General features: G+C 74.1%; 2 protein-coding genes. Both read left to right on the top strand.

The genetic code is table 11. From position 1 onward, the window contains the following. Positions 1–24: 24 nt before the first annotated feature. Positions 25–9,618, top strand: a complete 9,594-nt coding sequence (locus ACIBSV_RS04290; protein WP_395859420.1) for a type I polyketide synthase — start codon at positions 25–27, stop codon at positions 9,616–9,618. A 1-nt stretch (position 9,619) separates the two neighbouring features. Further along, positions 9,620–18,310: a type I polyketide synthase gene (locus ACIBSV_RS04285; protein ID WP_395859419.1), complete on the top strand. Its 8,691-nt coding sequence runs from the start codon at positions 9,620–9,622 to the stop codon at positions 18,308–18,310. Positions 18,311–18,334: the final 24 nt, after the last annotated feature.

The following is an 18,334-nucleotide window of genomic DNA, read 5'->3' as shown; positions in this document are numbered from 1 at the left end:
CCGCACGGAAAAGGCAGATACCCCATGGCGAACGAAGAGAAGCTGCGCGACTACCTCACCCGGGTGACCGCCGACCTGCACCAGGCCCGGCGCCGGCTGCGGGAGAACGAGGAAGCCCGGAACGAACCGATCGCCGTGGTCGGTATCGGCTGCCGGCTGCCGGGCGGCGTGCACTCGGCGGACGACCTGTGGCGGCTGGTTGCCGAGGGCCGGGACGCGGTCGGCGGCTTCCCGACCGACCGGGGATGGGACCTGGACGGTCTGTACGACCCGGACCCGGACGCGGTCGGCAGGACGTACACCCGCCAGGGCGGATTCCTGCACGACGCGGCCGAATTCGACGCGTCCTTCTTCGGCCTCTCGCCGCGCGAGGCGCTCGCCGCCGATCCCCAGCAGCGGCTGCTCCTGGAGACCGCGTGGGAGGCCCTGGAGGACGCCGGGATCGATCCGGCGGCGATCCGCGGCTCGTCCACCGGGGTCTTCGCCGGTGTGATCGCACAGGAGTACACGCCGCGGCTGTACAAGACCACGCCCGACCGGGTGGACGGCTATGTGCTCACCGGCAGCACCACGAGCGTGGCGTCCGGGCGGATCTCCTACACCTTCGGGTTCGAGGGGCCCGCGGTGACGGTGGACACCGCGTGCTCGTCGTCGTTGGTGGCGCTGCATCTGGCGGCGCAGTCGCTGCGCTCGGGCGAGTGCGATCTCGCGCTCGCGGGCGGCGCCACGGTGATGGCATCGCCCGGGATGTTCGTCGAGTTCGCCCGCCAGCGCGGCCTGTCCGCGGACGGCCGGTGCAAGGCGTTCGCCGGCGCCGCCGACGGCACCGGCTGGGCCGAGGGCGTCGGGCTGCTGGTGCTGGAGCGGCTCTCCGACGCACGCGCGGCCGGGCACCGGGTGCTCGCGGTGATCCGGGGCAGCGCGGTCAACCAGGACGGCACCAGCAGCCAGCTCACCGCGCCCAACGGCCCCTCCCAGCAGCGGGTGATCCGCCGGGCGCTGGCCAACGCGGGCCTGACCCCGGCCGATGTGGACGTGGTCGAGGCACACGGCACCGGCACCCGGCTCGGCGACCCGATCGAGGCGCAGGCGCTGCTGGCCACCTACGGCCGGGACCGGGCGCCGGAACGGCCGTTGTGGCTGGGTTCGTTGAAGTCCAACATCGGCCACGCGCAGGCCGCGGCGGGCGTGGCCGGCGTGATCAAGATGGTCCAGGCGCTGCGGCACGGCGTACTGCCCAAGACCCTGCACGTGGACGAACCCACCACGCACGTGGACTGGTCCTCGGGCGGGGTACGGCTGCTGACCGAGGCCCGGTCGTGGCCGGAGACGGCCGCGCCGCGCCGCGCGGCGGTGTCCGCGTTCGGGGTGAGTGGCACCAACGCGCACGTGATCCTGGAACTCCCGGACGAGGATCGCGACTCGCGGCCGGTTCCGCCGCCGGCGCCCGCACCGTCGACCCCGTGGGTGCTCTCCGCCAAGTCGCCGCGGGCACTTCGAGCCCAGGCCGCTCGACTGGGCGAGCGACTCGACGCCGCCCCCGCGATCGACGCCGCCGAGGTGGGCTTCTCACTGGCCTCCGCGCGCTCGGTCTTCGGCGAGCGGGCGGTCGTGGTGGGCGCGGATCGGGCCGCGCTGACCTCCGGGCTGGGCGCGTTGACACGTGGCGAATCGGCACCGGACGTGGTCACCGGCACGGCGGACGCGGCCGGGAGGACCGTGTTCGTCTTTCCCGGACAGGGCTCGCAGTGGGCCGGGATGGCCGCCGACCTGTACGCCCAGTCGCCGGTGTTCGCGGCACGGTTCGACGAGTGCGCGAAGGCGCTGGAAGCGCACGTGGATTGGTCGCCGGTCGAGGTGTTGATCGGTGACGAGGGCGCGCCGTCGTTGGATCGGGTGGACGTGGTCCAGCCGGTGTTGTGGGCGGTGCTGGTGTCGCTGGCCGAGGTGTGGCGGGCGTACGGGGTCGTCCCGGACGCGCTCGTCGGTCACTCGCAGGGCGAGATCGCGGCCGCGGTGGTGGCCGGCGGGTTGTCCCTGGAGGACGGGGCCACGGTGGTCGCGCTGCGCAGTCGGGCGATCCTCGCGCTGTCCGGACGGGGCGGGATGGCCTCGGTGGCGCTGGCCGAGCCCGAGGCCCGGGCGCGTATCGCCGGTTGGGACGGGCGGATCTCCGTCGCGGCGGTCAACGGCCCGGGTCAGGTGGTGGTCTCGGGCGCGCCGGACGCGCTGGAGGAACTGGTCGCCGCGGTGACCGCGGAGGGCGGTCGGGCCCGGGTGATCCCGGTGGACTACGCGTCGCACTCGGCCCAGGTGGAGGAGATCCGCGCGCGCATCGTCGCCGACCTGGCCGCGATCGCGCCGACCTCGGGGACGATCCCGCTCTGGTCGACGGTGACCGGCGCGTGGATCGACACCGCCGAACTGGACGGCGGGTACTGGGCGACGAATCTGCGCGAGACCGTGCGGTTCGCTGAGGCCGTGCGCGCGCTCGCGGACGCCGATCACGGCGTGTTCGTCGAGGTGAGCCCGCATCCCGTGCTGACCGCCGCGATCCAGGACACGCTGGAGGAGATCGGCGCGGCCGACACCGTCGTGGTCGGCACGCTGCGCCGCGATCAGGGCGATCTGCTCCGGTTGCACACCTCGCTGGCCGAGGCGTTCGTGCGCGGTGTACCGGTCGCGTGGGACGTCGCGTTCGAGGCGGGGGCGGTCGAGCGGGTGTCCCTGCCGACCTACGCGTTCCAGCGTGAGCGGTTCTGGCTGGACACCGGCGAGTACACGCCGCCCGCCGCAGTGGCGGTCGACGCGGCCTTCTGGGACCTCGTCGAGGGCGGCGACCGCGCGGGTCTGTCCGCCGCGCTGGGCGACGTCGACGGCGATCTGGCCGAGCCGCTCGGCGCGGTGTTGCCGGCCCTGTCCTCGTGGTGGGACCGGCGCCGTTCCGATGCCGGCACGGATGCCTGGCGGCATCGCATCGTCTGGCGGCCGGTGGCGGGCGCGGAGGGCGGCGAGCGGCTCACCGGCACCTGGCTGCTGGCGCTTCCGGAGGGGTCGGCCTCCGGCCCGGTGGCCCGGTGGTTCGATACCGCCCTGGCATCCTTCGGGGCTCGGGTGGTGCCCGTCGTGGTGGGCCGTGAACAGGCGGATCGCGCCGCGCTGCGCGCGCTGCTCGCGGAGGCCGCCGGGGAGCCGGTGACCGGGATCGTGTCGCTGCTCGCCCTGGCCGAAGGGTCGGTCACCGCGTACCCGGCGGTGCCGTGGGGCGCGGCGGCGACACTGGCGCTGGTCCAGGGCCTGGGCGACGCGGACGTGCACGCTCCGGTGTGGGCGGTCACGGGCGGTGCGGTCTCGGTGGACGCGGACGACCCCGTCCGGGTGCCGGAACAGGCCCAGGTGTGGGGCTTCGGCGGCATCGCCGCGGCCGAACTCCCGGACCTGTGGGGCGGTTTGATCGACATTCCGGACGCGCTGCCGGCGGACGCGGCGGCCACACGGCTGAGCGCCGTGTTGTCCGGCGCGGCGGGGGAGAGCGAGATCGCGATCCGCGGCGCGGCGACGTGGGCCCGCAGGCTGGTCCGGGCACCACACGCGGCCGGCTCCTCGGCCGGGTCGTGGCAGCCGTCCGGGACCGTGCTGGTCACCGGCGGCACCGGAGCGCTGGGCGGGCACGTGGCCCGCTGGGTCGCGGCGCGCGGCGCCGAACACGTGCTGCTGGTGAGCAGGTCGGGGGCCGAGGCCCCGGACGCACCGGCCCTCGCGGCGGACCTGGAGGCGTCCGGCGCCAGGGTGTCCTTCGCGGCCTGCGACGTCGGCGACCGCACCACGCTGGCGGACGTACTCGCGGGCGTCCCCGCACAATTCCCGCTCACCGCCGTCGTGCACGCGGCGGCGGTGCTCGACGACGCGGTGATCGCCGACCTGACCCTCGATCAACTCGACCGTGTGTTGCGGGTCAAGGTGGACGGCGCCCGCCACCTGGACGAACTCACCCGCGACCTCGACCTGTCCGCGTTCGTGTTGTTCTCCTCGCTCGCGGGCATCTGCGGCGTGCCCGGCCAGGGCAACTACGCGCCCGGCAACGCCCACCTCGACGCGCTGGCCGCCCGGCGCCGCGCCGCCGGGCTGCCCGCGACGGCGATCTCGTGGGGCCACTGGGCCGGTGGCGGGATCGCCGCTCCCGAGGTCGAACAGCGGCTGACCCGACAGGGGTTGCGGATGCTCGACCCGGATGCGGCCATCCGGGTGCTGGGCCGGGTGCTCGACGCGGACGAGTCGCATCTGACGGTGTGCGACATCGACTGGGACGTGTTGTTCCGGGATCGGCGCGCGCCGCTGGTCGCCGAACTGCTCGGCGCGAAGGGCCCGGATCCCGCCGCGTCCGCGCCCGCACTCGCCGAGGCCGGCGGCGACACCTTCGCGACCCGGTTGACCGGGCTGGGCTCGGCCGACCGGCTGCGCTTCCTGGTCGAGGCGGTGCGTACCCAGGCGGCGGTGGTCCAGGGCCACCGCGGCGCCGCCGCCGTGGATCCCGGGAAGCCGTTCCGGGACCAGGGGTTCGATTCGCTGACGGCGGTGGAGCTGCGCAATCGGCTGACCGCCGAGACGGGTCTGCGGCTGCCCGCGACGCTGGTCTTCGACTATCCCACGCCCAACGCGCTCGCCGAATTCCTGCGCGGTGAGATCTTCGGCGACGTCGGTGGCGTCGGCGAGACCGAGACGACGGCCGCCGCCGGCGCGGCGGCTCGGGCGGACGCCGACGATCCGATCGTGATCGTCGGGATGGCCTGCCGCCTTCCCGGTGGGGTGAGTTCGCCCGCCGACCTGTGGCGGCTCGTGGAGGCCGGTACGGATGCCGTCGGCGAGTTCCCCACCGACCGGGGATGGGACATCGATGGCCTGTACGACCCGGATCCGGACCGGGTGGGCACGTCGTACACCCGTGCGGGTGCCTTCCTGTCCGACGCGACCGGGTTCGACAGCGCGTTCTTCGGCATCTCGCCGCGCGAGGCGCTGGCCATGGACCCGCAGCAGCGGCTGCTCCTGGAGACCGCGTGGGAGGCGTTCGAGCGGGCCGGGATCAACCCGGACACGCTGATCGGGAGCCGGACCGGCGTGTTCGCCGGCATGGCCGGTCACGACTACGGGCGCGGCCTGACCGAGGCGCCCGAGGGCCTGGAGGGCTATCTCGGCACCGGGAGCGCGGGCAGTGTCGCGTCCGGTCGGATCTCCTACTCGTTCGGCTTCGAGGGTCCCGCGGTCACGGTGGACACCGCGTGCTCGTCGTCACTGGTGGCGATGCATCTGGCCGCCCAGTCGTTGCGCACCGGCGAGAGCGACCTCGCGCTCGCCGGGGGCGTGGCCGTGATGGCCACGCCGGGCATGTTCGTCGAGTTCTCCCGGCAGCGTGGGCTGTCCGTGGACGGGCGCTGCAAGGCGTTCGCCGGCGCCGCCGACGGTACGGGCTGGGCCGAGGGCGTCGGACTCGTCCTGCTCGAACGGTTGTCGGACGCGCGGCGCAACGGGCATCGGGTGCTCGCGGTGCTGCGGGGCAGCGCGGTCAACCAGGACGGCGCCTCGAACGGTCTGACCGCGCCGAACGGCCCGTCCCAGCAGCGGGTGATCCGCCGGGCGCTCGCCGACGCGGGTGTCACGGCGGCGGACGTGGACGTCGTCGAGGCGCACGGGACGGGTACGACGTTGGGTGATCCGATCGAGGCGCAGGCGTTGATCGCGACGTACGGGCAGGGCCGGTCGGTGGAACGGCCGCTCTGGTTGGGGTCGTTGAAGTCGAATATCGGGCACGCGCAGGCGGCTGCCGGTGTGGCGGGTGTGATCAAGATGGTGGAGGCGCTGCGGCACGGGGTGTTGCCCAGGACGTTGCATGTGGACGAGCCGACGCCGCACGTGGATTGGTCGGCGGGCGCGGTGCGGCTGCTGACGCAGGCCCAGCCGTGGCCGGAGACCGGGCGGCCGCGCCGAGCGGCGGTGTCGGCGTTCGGGGTGAGCGGCACGAACGCGCACGTGATCCTCGAACTCCCGGAGCCCCCTGCCGAGGTGCGCGTCGAGGAGCCGCTCGTGGCCGCCCCGGCCGTGCTCCCGTGGGTCCTGTCCGGCCGGACTCCGGACGCGCTGCGGGCGCAGGCCGGTCGGGTGCGCGGCGCACTGGACGAGGATCCGGTGGGCGCGGGGTTCTCGCTGCTCACCTCGCGGGCGTTGTTCGCGGAACGGGCCGTGCTGGTCGGGGACACGACCGGCTGGGCGTTCGGCCTGGACGCGGTGGCACGTGGCGAGAGTGCGGCGGGCGTGGTGACCGGGACGGCCGGACCGGTGGGCAAAACCGTGTTCGTGTTCCCGGGCCAGGGCTCGCAATGGACCGGTATGGCGGCCGAACTCCTCAGCCAATCGGCGGTGTTCGCGGCCCGCTTCGACGAGTGCGCGGCGGCCCTGGCGGAGTTCGTGAACTGGTCGCCGGTCGAGGTGTTGACCGGTGTCGAGGGTGCGCCGTCGTTGGATCGGGTGGATGTGCTCCAGCCGGTGTTGTGGGCGGTGTTGGTGTCGCTGGCCGAGGTGTGGCGTTCCTTCGGGGTGGCGCCGGACGCGCTGGTCGGCCACTCGCAGGGCGAGATCGCGGCGGCCGTGGTGGCCGGCGGACTGTCCCTGGCCGACGGAGCACGGGTGGTGGCGCTGCGGAGTCGGGCGATCGTCGCGCTGTCCGGGCGCGGCGGGATGGCGTCGGTGGCCGAGCCGATCGTGGTGGTCCGCGAGCGGATCGCCGGCTGGGACGGGCGGATCTCGGTCGCGGCCGTGAACGGCCCCGGCCAGGTGGTGGTCTCCGGCGAGCCGGAAGCGTTGGCCGAGTTGGTAGCGGCGGTCACCGGCCAGGGCGGCCGGGCCCGGCTCATCCCGGTGGACTACGCGTCGCATTCGGCGCACGTCGAGGAAATCCGGGCGGAGATCGTGGCCGAGTTGGCCAAGATCGCACCGGTGTCCGGGACGATCCCGATCTGGTCGACGGTCACCGGGGACTGGTTGGACACGGCCGCGATGGACGGCGCCTACTGGGCGACCAACCTGCGCGAGACGGTGCGCTTCGAGGAAGCCACCCGAGGTCTCGCCGCCACCGGTCACGGCGTGTTCGTGGAGGTGAGCCCGCATCCGGTGCTGACCGCCGCGATCGAGGCGACGCTGGACGAGGAGGGTTTGGAGAACCCGGTCGTGGTCGGCACACTGCGCCGCGACCAGGGCGGCGCGCAGCGCCTGTACATCTCGCTCGCCGAAGCCTTCGTGCGCGGCGTCGCGGTGGACTGGACCGCCGCGTTCGCCGGGACCCGGCCGCGTCGGGTCGAGCTGCCCACCTATCCCTTCGAGCGCAAGCGCTACTGGCTCGACACCCCGGGCCCGGCCGGTTCGACGACCGGCGCGGCTACGGCCACGGGGGTGGTGGACACGATCGACGCGGCGTTCTGGTCGCTCGTGGAGAGCGGTGACCAGGCGGGCCTGGCCCAGGCGCTGGGTACGCAGACCTCGGCGGAGTCGTTGGGCGCGGTGTTGCCCGCGTTGTCGTCGTGGTGGGACCGTCGGCGCTCGGGAGCCACCCTCGACGCGTGGCGGCACCGGATCGTGTGGCGTCCGGTCGCCGGGACCGGGATCGGGAACCTGTCCGGGACCTGGCTGCTCGTGGTGCCCGAGGAGGAGGCCGCCCGCGGGTGGGCGGACTTCCTGACCCCGCTGCTGACCGCCGCCGGTGCCCGGGTGGAGCGTGTTCCCGTCGCTCGCGACCGGGGCGAGCGGGCGGCGCTGCGGGACCTGGCCGCGGCACAGCCAGGACCGGTCGCGGGTGTGCTCTCGCTGTTGGCACTGGCCGACGGCACCGCGGCCGGGTTCGACGCGGTGCCGTGGGGGACGGCGGCGACCGTCGCCCTGGTCCAGGCCCTGGACGACGCGGGTGTGGTGGCACCGCTGTGGGCGGTGACCAGCGGCGCGGTGACGGTCGGTGCGGCGGACCCGGTCCGGGTACCCGAGCAGGCGCAGGTGTGGGGCTTCGGCGGGGTCGTCGCGGCCGAGAATCCGCGTTCGTGGGGCGGATTGATCGACCTGCCGAGCGCGTATCCCGGCACGGACGCCGAGGCACCGGCCTGGGCCCGCCTGGTGGCGGTGCTGGCCGGCGCGGTGGACGAGCGGGACGTCGCGGTGCGGCCGACCGGGGCCTGGGGCCGCAGGCTGGTTCGCGCGCCGCTCGGTGCCGCCCGGCCGGCCGGGACCTGGCGGCCGTCCGGCACGGTGTTGGTGACCGGTGGGACCGGGGCGCTGGGCGGGCATGTGGCCCGCTGGGTCGCGGCGCGCGGGGCCGAACACGTGCTGCTGGTCAGCCGTACCGGCGCGGACGCGCCCGGCGCCGATCGACTGGCCGAGGACGTCGCCGCGGCGGGCGCGCGGGTGTCCTTCGCGTCGTGCGACGTGGGCGACCGGGACGCGCTGGCCGACGTACTGGCCGCGATCCCGGCGGAGTTCCCGCTGACCGCCGTGCTGCACGCGGCGGCGATCCTGGACGACGCGGTGATCGGCGAACTGACCCCGGAGCAGCAGCAGCGGGTGGCGCGGGTCAAGGTGGACGGCGCCCGGCATCTCGACGAACTCACCCGGGGCGCCGACCTGTCGGCGTTCGTGCTGTTCTCCTCGGTGGCCGGACTGTGCGGGGTCGCCGGCCAGGGCAACTACGCGCCCGGGAACGCCTATCTGGACGCGCTCGCCGCGCGTCGTCGGGCCGACGGGCTGCCCGCGACCTCGGTGTCCTGGGGGCACTGGGCCGGTGGCGGGATCGCCGCGCCGGAGATCGAGGAGCGCCTCGGCCGTCAGGGCCTGACCATGCTCGATCCGGCCCTCGCGGTCGAGGCGCTCGGGCAGATCCTGGACGCGGACGAGAGCCACCTGACGGTCTGCGACATCGACTGGGACGTGCTGTTCCGCGACCGGCCGCACCCGCTGGTCGCCGAACTCCTGCGCGCGCCCGCGGCTTCGGCGACGGCCTCGGGATCGGCAACGGATTCGGCGTCGACCTCACCCGAGACGGCTGCCACCAGGCTGATCGCGACACTCGCCGAACTGGCCGAGGAGGAGCGTCGACCACATCTGGTGCGGTTGGTCCGGACCCGGGCGGCGATCGTGCACGGGCACGCCTCCGCCGACGCGGTGGCGGCCGGGAAGCCTTTCCGGGACCAGGGGTTCGACTCGCTCACGGCGGTGGAGCTGCGCAATCGGCTGACCGCCGAGACGGGTCTGCGGTTGCCCGCGACGCTGGTCTTCGACTACCCCACGCCCAACGCGCTCGCCGAATTCCTGCACGGCGAGCTGCTGCCGCGGGTGGTTCCGAGCGCCGACGCCATCCGGGCCGAGATCGACCGCCTGGAAGCGCTCCTCGCGCACGCGGCCGCCGATCCGGCCGAACACGAGGCGACCGCGGTCCGGCTCGCCGAGATCGCCGCACGCTGGGCCGCCGGCGCGGCACCCGCTCCGGAGTCGCCCGGCACCGAACTCGAAGGCATCGCCGACGAGATCGACTCGGCCACCGACGACGAGCTCATCGAATTCATCGGCAAGCAGTTCGGCATCTCCTGACTTGTCGGTCCATGCGAAAGGCACAACCACAATGAGCGACCAGCAGATCCGCCACCTGCTCAAGCGGCTCACCGTCGAGCTGCACGAGACCCGGGAACGGCTCAAGGAGGCGCAGAACCCGACGCCCGAGCCGATCGCGATCGTCTCGGCGGCGTGCCGGCTGCCCGGCGGCGCCGAGTCGCCCGAGGAGTTGTGGCGCATCCTGGCCGAAGGGGTCGACGTGGTCGGCGACTTCCCCGAGGACCGAGGCTGGGACGTCGAGGAGTTGTACGATCCGGACCCCGATCGACCAGGCAAGTCGTATACCCGCAAGGGCGCGTTCCTGTCCGACATCGCCGGGTTCGACGCCGAGTTCTTCGGCATCTCGCCCCGCGAGGCGCTGGCCACCGACCCGCAACACCGGCTGCTCCTGGAGACCGCCTGGGAGCTCTTCGAACGAGTCGGCATCGACCCGACCACGCTCGCGGGCAGCCGGACCGGGGTCTTCGCCGGCCTCAACGGGCAGGACTACGCGGCCCGGCTGAGCGAGGTGCCCGACGAGGTCGGCGGCTACATCGGCAACGGCAACGCGGCAAGCGTGGCGTCCGGGCGGATCGCCTACTCGTTCGGCTTCGAGGGCCCGGCGGTCACCGTGGACACCGCGTGCTCGTCCTCGCTGGTCGCGCTGCACCTGGCGGCACACTCGCTGCGCAGCGGCGAATGCGATCTCGCGCTCGCCGGCGGCGTGACGCTGATGGCCTCGCCGCTGGGCTTCGTCGAGTTCTCCCGGCAGCGCGGCCTGGCCCCGGACGGCCGCTGCAAGGCGTTCGCGGGCGCGGCGGACGGCACCGGATGGTCCGAGGGCACCGGTCTGGTGCTGGTCGAACGGCTGGCGGACGCAAGGCGGTTGGGCCATCGCGTGCTGGCCGTGTTGCGGGGCAGCGCGGTCAACCAGGACGGCGCCTCCAACGGTCTGACCGCGCCGAACGGCCCGTCCCAGCAGCGGGTGATCCGGCAGGCACTGCGCAACGCCCGGTTGAGCGCGGCCGACATCGACGCGGTCGAGGCGCACGGCACCGGGACCACGCTGGGCGACCCGATCGAGGCGCAGGCGCTGATCGCGACCTACGGCAAGGACCGCCCCGAGGATCGACCGCTGTGGATCGGCTCGGCCAAGTCCAACATCGGGCACACCCAGGCCGCCGCCGGAATCGTCGGCGTGATCAAGATGATCGAGGCGATGCGACACGGCGTGCTGCCCAGGACGCTGCACGTGGACGAGCCGACCCCGCACGTGGACTGGTCGGCGGGCGCGGTGCGGCTGTTGACGCAGGCCACGCCCTGGCCGGAGACCGGACGTCCGCGCCGGGTCGGCATCTCGGCGTTCGGCGCGAGCGGGACCAACGCACACCTGATCCTGGAGCAGCCGGAAGCCGTCGCGGCGACCACCGCGGCGGAGGAGGAGCGCGAGGGCACGCTCGCCGCCGCGCCCTGGCTGCTCTCGGCCCGGACGCCGGCCGCGCTGCGCGCGCAGGCGGCCCGGCTCGCGGCACACGTACGAGGCGCGGCGGTCAAGGCGACCGATGTCGTGGACATCGGCTACTCGCTGGCCGCCGGCCGGGCCCGGTTCGACGAGCGCGCCGTGCTGGTCGCGGGCGCCGACACGCCGACCGGCCTGGCCGGCTTCCTGGCCGGCCTCGACGCGCTCGCCGCCGACACGCCGGCCCCGACCCTGGTCCGGGGCTCGGCCGCCGGATCCGGGCCGCTCGCCTACCTGTTCACCGGACAGGGCAGCCAGCGCGTCGGCATGGGCCGTGAACTGTATGACGCCTATCCGGTGTTCGCCGCCGCGTTCGACGAGGTGGCGCACGCGCTGGACGGCGAGCTGGCAGGTCACGTCCCGTACCCGCTGCGCGATGTGGTGTTCGGCGTCGCCGAGGACGCCGCCGAACACCTGGACCGGACCGTGTACGCGCAGCCGGCGCTGTTCGCGATCGAGGTCGCGCTGTACCGGTTGTACGCGTCGTGGGGCCTGCGGCCGGACTTCGTCACCGGGCACTCGCTCGGCGAACTCACCGCCGCGCACGTCGCGGACGTGCTCACCGTCGCGGACGCGGCCACACTCGTGGCGGCCCGGGCCCGGCTGATGCAGGCGATGCCCACCACCGGCGCGATGATCGCGGTGCAGGCGAGCGAGGAGGAGGTCACCGCCGCGCTGGCCGGGCGCGAGCACGAGGTGGGCATCGCGGCGATCAACGGCCCGCGCTCGATCGTGCTCTCCGGCGACGCCGACGCGGCCCTGGAGATCGCCGCCGGCTTCGCCGCACAGGGCCGCAAGACCAAACGACTGCGGGTCAGCCACGCGTTCCACTCGCCGCTGATGACCGGGATGCTCGCCGAGTTCGAGCGCGTCGCCGCCACGCTGACCTATCGCGCGCCACGCGTCCCGGTGGTCTCCAACCTCACCGGGCGACCGGCCGGGATCGAGGAACTGGGCGACCCGGGCCACTGGGTCGCGCACGTGCGCAACGCGGTCCGCTTCCGGGACGTGATCGCACACCTCGCGACGGCCGGCGTCACCACATATCTCGAACTCGGCCCGGACGGCGTGCTCACCGCGATGGCCCAGGACAGCCTGGCCGACGCGCCCGCGAGCGACCACCCGCCCGCCTTCGCGGCGGCGCTGCGCCGGGATCGGCCGGAGGCGGACACCGCGCTGCTCGCACTCGGCACCGCCCACACGCACGGCGCCGACGTGGACTGGGCCGCTCTGTACGCCGGTTCCGGCGCACGCCGGGTCGACCTGCCCACGTACCCCTTCCAGCACCGACGCTTCTGGATCGAGCAACCCGCCACGACGGCCGGGAACGCAGCCGGCCTGGGGCTGGCCACCGCCGATCACCCGCTCCTGGCCGCCTCGTTGCGGGTGGCCACCGGCCGGGGCGCGGCGGCGGACGACGGATCACACGCGGTGCTGCTGACCGGGCGACTGTCGGTGCGCACCCACCCGTGGCTGGCCGCGCACGTCGTGCTCGGTTCGGTCCTGGTGCCCGGAACAGCCTTCGTGGAGGCCGCGATCCGGGCCGGCGACGAGGTCGGCCTGGACACCGTCGACGAGTTGGTGATCGAGACTCCGCTGATCCTGCGTGAGCGGGACGCGGTACATCTCCAGGTCGTCGTCGACGGCCCCGAGGACGATCGCGGCGACCGACGGCCGATCGCCGTGTACGCCCGGCCCGAGGACGCCGAGTCGGACGCGCCGTGGACGCGGCACGCGGTCGGCTTCCTGGCCGCCGCCGAGGACCGGACGCGGACCGATGGCGCCGCGGTGGAGGTGTGGCCGCCGGCGGGCACGACGGCGATCGACGTGAGCCGGGCGTATGCCACGCTCGCCGAGGCCGGGATCGACTACGGCCCGGCGTTCCAGGGCCTGCGGGCCGCCTGGCGGCTGGGCGACGAGATCCTCGCCGAAGCCGAACTGCCCGCCGAACAACACGCCGACGCAGCCCTGTTCGGCATCCACCCGGCACTGCTCGACGCGGCGCTGCACATCGCCTCCCTGGACGGCCTGGACGAATCGCGGGACACGGAAGGGCGCCGGCTGCCGTTCGTGTGGAACGGCGTGCGACTGCACGCCTCCGGCGCCACCACGCTCCGGATCCGGATCTCGGTGACCGGGCCCGGCGAGCTGACCTTGACGGCCACCGACGCCGGCGGTGCACCGGTGGTGTCGATCGACACGCTGGCCACACGGCTGGTGACGGCGGATCAGCTGGAGGGGTCGCAGGCGGCGGATACGGACGCGCTGTTCGAACTCGCCTGGGTCGACCACGTGGTGGTCGACGCACCGGGCTCGCCGGCCCCGGTGATCGCACTCGGCACGGACGGCATGCGGCTCGCCGACGGAACGCTCGTGGTGACGGTCGAGGCCGCCGAGGACACACTCGCCGCCGTACACCGGGAGACCGCGCGGGTGTTGGCGCAGCTCCAAGGCGACGCCGAACGTGTCCTGGTGCTCACCCGCGGCGCCTTCGCGGTGACCGAGGGCGACGTACCGGATCCGACCGGCGCGGCGGTGGCCGGTCTGGTCCGCTCCGCCCAGTCCGAACAGCCGGGCCGAATCGTGCTGATCGACCTGGACGAGGAACCCGCCTCGCACGCCGTGCTCGGCGCGGCCCACGCGAGCGCGCTCGCCGCCGACGAACCGCAACTGGCGATCCGCGCGGGAGCGCCGTACGCGCCGCGCCTGCGCCGGGCCGCGGCGCTCGATCCGCGCGAGGTGCGCGGCTGGGACCCCGAGGGCACCGTCCTGGTGACCGGTGGTGTCGGCGTGCTCGGCGCGCTGCTCGCCCGACACCTGGTCGCCGAACACGGCATGCGCCGGCTGCTGCTGACCGGCCGTCGGGGCCCGGACACCCCGGGCGCGGCCGACCTGGTCGCCGAACTGACCGCGCTCGGCGCGCGGGTCACCGTGGCGGCGGCGGACGTGGCGGACCGCGAGGCGCTGGCCGCGCTGATCGCCGGTGTGCCTGCGGCCTATCCGCTGACCGCCGTCGTGCACGCGGCGGGTGTCATCGACGACGGTGTGCTCGACGCGCTCACCCCCGAGCGGCTGGCGGCGGTACTGCGGCCGAAAGCCGACGCGGCCTGGCATCTGCACGAGTTGACCCGGCATCAGGACCTGGCCGGCTTCGTGCTGTTCTCCTCGGTGGCGGCCACCCTGGGCGGCCCCGGGCAGGGCAACTACGCCGCCGCCAACAGCTTCCTGGACGCGCTCGCCGTCCGACGCCGGGTGCTCGGGCTGCCCGCGGTGTCGTTGGCGTGGGGCATGTGGGCCGAGGCGGGCGGGATGACCGCGCACCTGGCCGAGGCGGACCGGCTCCGCGCGGCCCGGGCCGGGATCCGCGCGTTGGGCTCGGCCGCCGGGCTGCGCCTGTTCGACCTGGCCGTGCGGCCGGACGGCGGCCCGAGCGGGATCGACCGGGCCGTGCTGGTGCCGGCGCCGCTGGACCTGGCGGGCCTGCGAGCCCGGCCGGAGACGGTTCCCGCGTTGCTGCGCGGCCTCGTGCGGCCGGGCCGACGGCAGGCCGTCAAGACGGCCGGACCGGCCTCGCTCGGGCAGCGGTTGGCCGCGCTGGGCGCGGCCGAGCGCGAGCAGGCACTGCTCGACCTGGTCCGCACCGAGGTCGCGGGCGTACTGGGCGCGGACCCCGAGGCGGTCGGCGTCCGACGCGCGTTCAGCGACCTGGGCATGGACTCGCTCACCGCGGTCGAACTGCGGAACCGGCTCAACACCGCCACCGGCCTGCGGCTGCCCGCGACCTTGGTCTTCGACCACCCGACCCCGGGCGCGCTGGCCGACCACCTGCGCGGCGCACTGCTCGGCGATCTGCCGGACACGCACGCCGCGCCGGTGCCGGCGCCGGCGAGCGGGCTCGCCGCGACGGCGGACGACCCGATCGTGATCGTCGGCATGGCCTGCCGGCTCCCGGGTGGCGTGGCCTCCTCGGACGACCTGTGGCGGCTGGTCGAATCCGGCACCGACGCGGTGGGCGAGTTCCCCACCGATCGCGGCTGGGACGTCGAGGACCTGTTCGACCCGGACCCCGAGGCGGCCGGCAAGTCGTACACCCGCCACGGCGGCTTCCTCTACGACGCCGCCGAGTTCGACGCGGGGTTCTTCGAGATCTCACCGCGCGAGGCGCTGGCCACCGACCCCCAGCAGCGGCTGCTCCTGGAGACCACGTGGGAGGTGATCGAGCGGGCCGGCATCGACCCGACCACGCTGCGCGGCAGCCGGACCGGAGTGTTCGCCGGCGTGATGTACCACGACTACGCGCCGCACCCGGGCAACGTGCCCAGCGCACTGGAGGGTTACGTCGGCAACGGCAACGCCGGCAGCGTCGCGTCCGGCCGGATCTCCTACTCGTTCGGCTTCGAGGGCCCGGCGGTCACCATCGACACCGCGTGCTCGTCCTCGCTGGTCACGCTGCACCTGGCCGCGCAGTCGTTGCGGCTGGGCGAGAGCGACCTCGCGGTCGCGGGCGGCGTCGCGGTGATGGCCTCACCGGGCGCCTTCACCGAGTTCTCCCGGCAGCGCGGCCTGTCCGTGGACGGGCGCTGCAAGGCGTTCGCAGGCGCGGCAGACGGCGTCGGCTGGGCCGAGGGCATCGGCATGTTGTTGCTCGAACGGTTGTCGGACGCGCGGCGCAACGGGCATCGGGTGCTCGCGGTGGTGCGGGGCAGCGCGGTGAACCAGGACGGTGCCTCGAACGGGCTGACGGCGCCGAACGGTCCGTCCCAGCAGCGGGTGATCCTCCAGGCCCTGGCCAACTCCGGTCTGGCCGCCGGTGAGGTGGACGTCGTCGAGGCGCACGGGACGGGTACGACGTTGGGGGATCCGATCGAGGCGCAGGCGTTGATCGCGACGTACGGGCAGGGCCGGTCGGTGGAACGGCCGCTCTGGTTGGGGTCGTTGAAGTCGAATATCGGGCACGCGCAGGCGGCTGCCGGTGTGGCGGGTGTGATCAAGATGGTGGAGGCGCTGCGGCACGGGGTGTTGCCCAGGACGTTGCATGTGGACGAGCCGACGCCGCACGTGGATTGGTCGGCGGGCGCGGTGCGGCTGCTGACGCAGGCCCAGCCGTGGCCGGAGACCGGGCGGCCCCGCCGAGCGGGGGTCTCCTCGTTCGGGGTCAGCGGCACCAACGCGCACGTGATCCTGGAGCAGCCGCCGGCGGAGGTCGAGCCCGACCCGGGCGACACGCACCCGGACACGGTGCTGCCCTGGATCGTGTCCGCCAAGCGGGTCCCGGCGCTGCGCGCACAGGCCGAACGACTGGCCGACCTCCTCGCGAGCGGCCCGGATCCGGTGGACGTCGGCTCGGCCCTGATCGGCACCCGGGCCGTGCTCGAAGAGCGCGCGGTGGTGATCGGCGAACGGGCGTCGCTGACCGAGGGCCTGGCCGCGCTGACCCGAGGCGACTCGGCCGCCGGCGTGGTGACCGGATCGGCGGCGGGCACGCTCGGCAGGACGGTGTTCGTCTTTCCCGGGCAGGGCTCGCAGTGGGCCGGAATGGCAGCCGAACTCTACGGCCAGCTACCTGTGTTCGCGTCCCGATTCGGCGAGTGCGCGAAGGCGCTCGAACCGTTCGTCGACTGGTCGGCCACCGATGTGCTGACCGGCGTCGAGGGCGCGCCGTCGTTGGATCGAGTGGACGTGGTCCAGCCCGTGTTGTGGGCGGTCCTGGTCTCGCTGGCCGAGGTGTGGCGTTCGTACGGCGTGCTCCCGGACGCGGTCGTGGGCCATTCGCAGGGCGAGATCGCGGCGGCGGTGGTCGCGGGCGGGTTGTCGTTGGCGGACGGCGCGCGGGTGGTGGCGCTGCGAAGCAAGGCGATCGTGGCCTTGTCCGGACGCGGTGGAATGGCGTCGGTGGCGCTGCCCGAGGCGGATGTGCGGGCGCGGATCGCGAACTGGGGCGGGCGGGTGTCGATCGCCGCCGTCAACGGTCCCGGTCAGGTGGTGGTGTCCGGCGAGCCTGAACTGCTCGCCGAACTGGTCGCCTCGGTGACGGCCGAGGGTGGCCGGGCTCGGGTGATCCCGGTGGACTACGCGTCGCACTCGGCCCAGGTGGACGAGATTCGGGACCGGATCGTCACCGATCTGGCCGATATCGCGCCGGTGTCCGGGACGGTGCCGATCCTGTCGACCGTCACCGGCGAGTGGCTGGACACCGCGTCGATGGATGCCGGCTACTGGGCGGGCAATCTGCGGGAGACCGTGCGGTTCGAGGAGGCCACGCGAGCCCTGGCGGCCTCCGGGCACGGGGTCTTCGTCGAGGTGAGCCCGCACCCGGTGCTGGTGGCGGCGATCCAGGAGACCCTGGAGGCCGCCGAGACGAAGCGCTCGCTCGTGGTCGGTACGCTGCGCCGCGACCAGGGCGGTGCGCGGCGCCTGTACACCTCGCTCGCCCAGTTGTGGGTGCGCGGCATCGACGTCGACTGGAGCGCGGCCTACGCGGGGTACCGGCCATGCCGAGTGCAGTTGCCCACGTACGCGTTCCAGCACGAGCGCTATTGGCTCGACGGGAGCCGGACCGCGCGGGGCGGCGCGGGTGCGCTCGGCCTGCCGAGCGAGGCCGGCGGGCGGCCCGTCGAGGACGCGGCGCCCACGCTCCCGGACCGTCTCGCGGGCCTGGGAGCGGCCGAACGCGAGGGTGTGGTGCTGGAATTCGTACGCACCGAGACCGCCGTCGTGCTCGGCCACGGCGACCCGGTCGCGGTCGAGCCCGAACGTGCCTTCCGCGAACTCGGCTTCGACTCGCTGACCGCCGTGGAACTGCGCAACCGGTTGAACACCGGTTCGGGCCTGCAACTGCCGGCCACGCTGATCTTCGACTACCCGACCCCGGCCGAGGTCGCCGCGTTCGTCGCCGAGTTGCTCGCAGACCGACCGGCGAGCACGGTCCCGGGCCGCCCGCTGCCGTCCGCGCTGGAGGAACTCGACCGGCTGGACGCCGCACTGTCGGCGGACCTCGGCGACTCCGCCCAGCGGTTGGCGATCCTCGACCGGCTGCGGGTGCTCGCGAACAAGTGGGCCGACCCCTCGGTCGGTTCCGGTTCGGCACCGGCCGACTCGGACGAGATCGATCTGGACACCGCCAGCGACGAGGAACTGTTCGGCCTGCTCGACGGCAACGTCGAATCCTTCTGACCCCCCGGATCACCGAACCCACCA

It is taken from the genome of Embleya sp. NPDC050154, assembly GCF_044460165.1.
Classification (GTDB): domain Bacteria; phylum Actinomycetota; class Actinomycetes; order Streptomycetales; family Streptomycetaceae; genus Embleya.
This window is presented reverse-complemented; position numbering and strand designations above follow the sequence as displayed.

Excerpts from the sequence above, each read along its gene's own strand:
- ACIBSV_RS04290 (WP_395859420.1), top strand. The coding sequence starts at position 25 with ATGGCGAACGAAGAGAAGCTGCGCGACTACCTCACCCGGGTGACCGCC.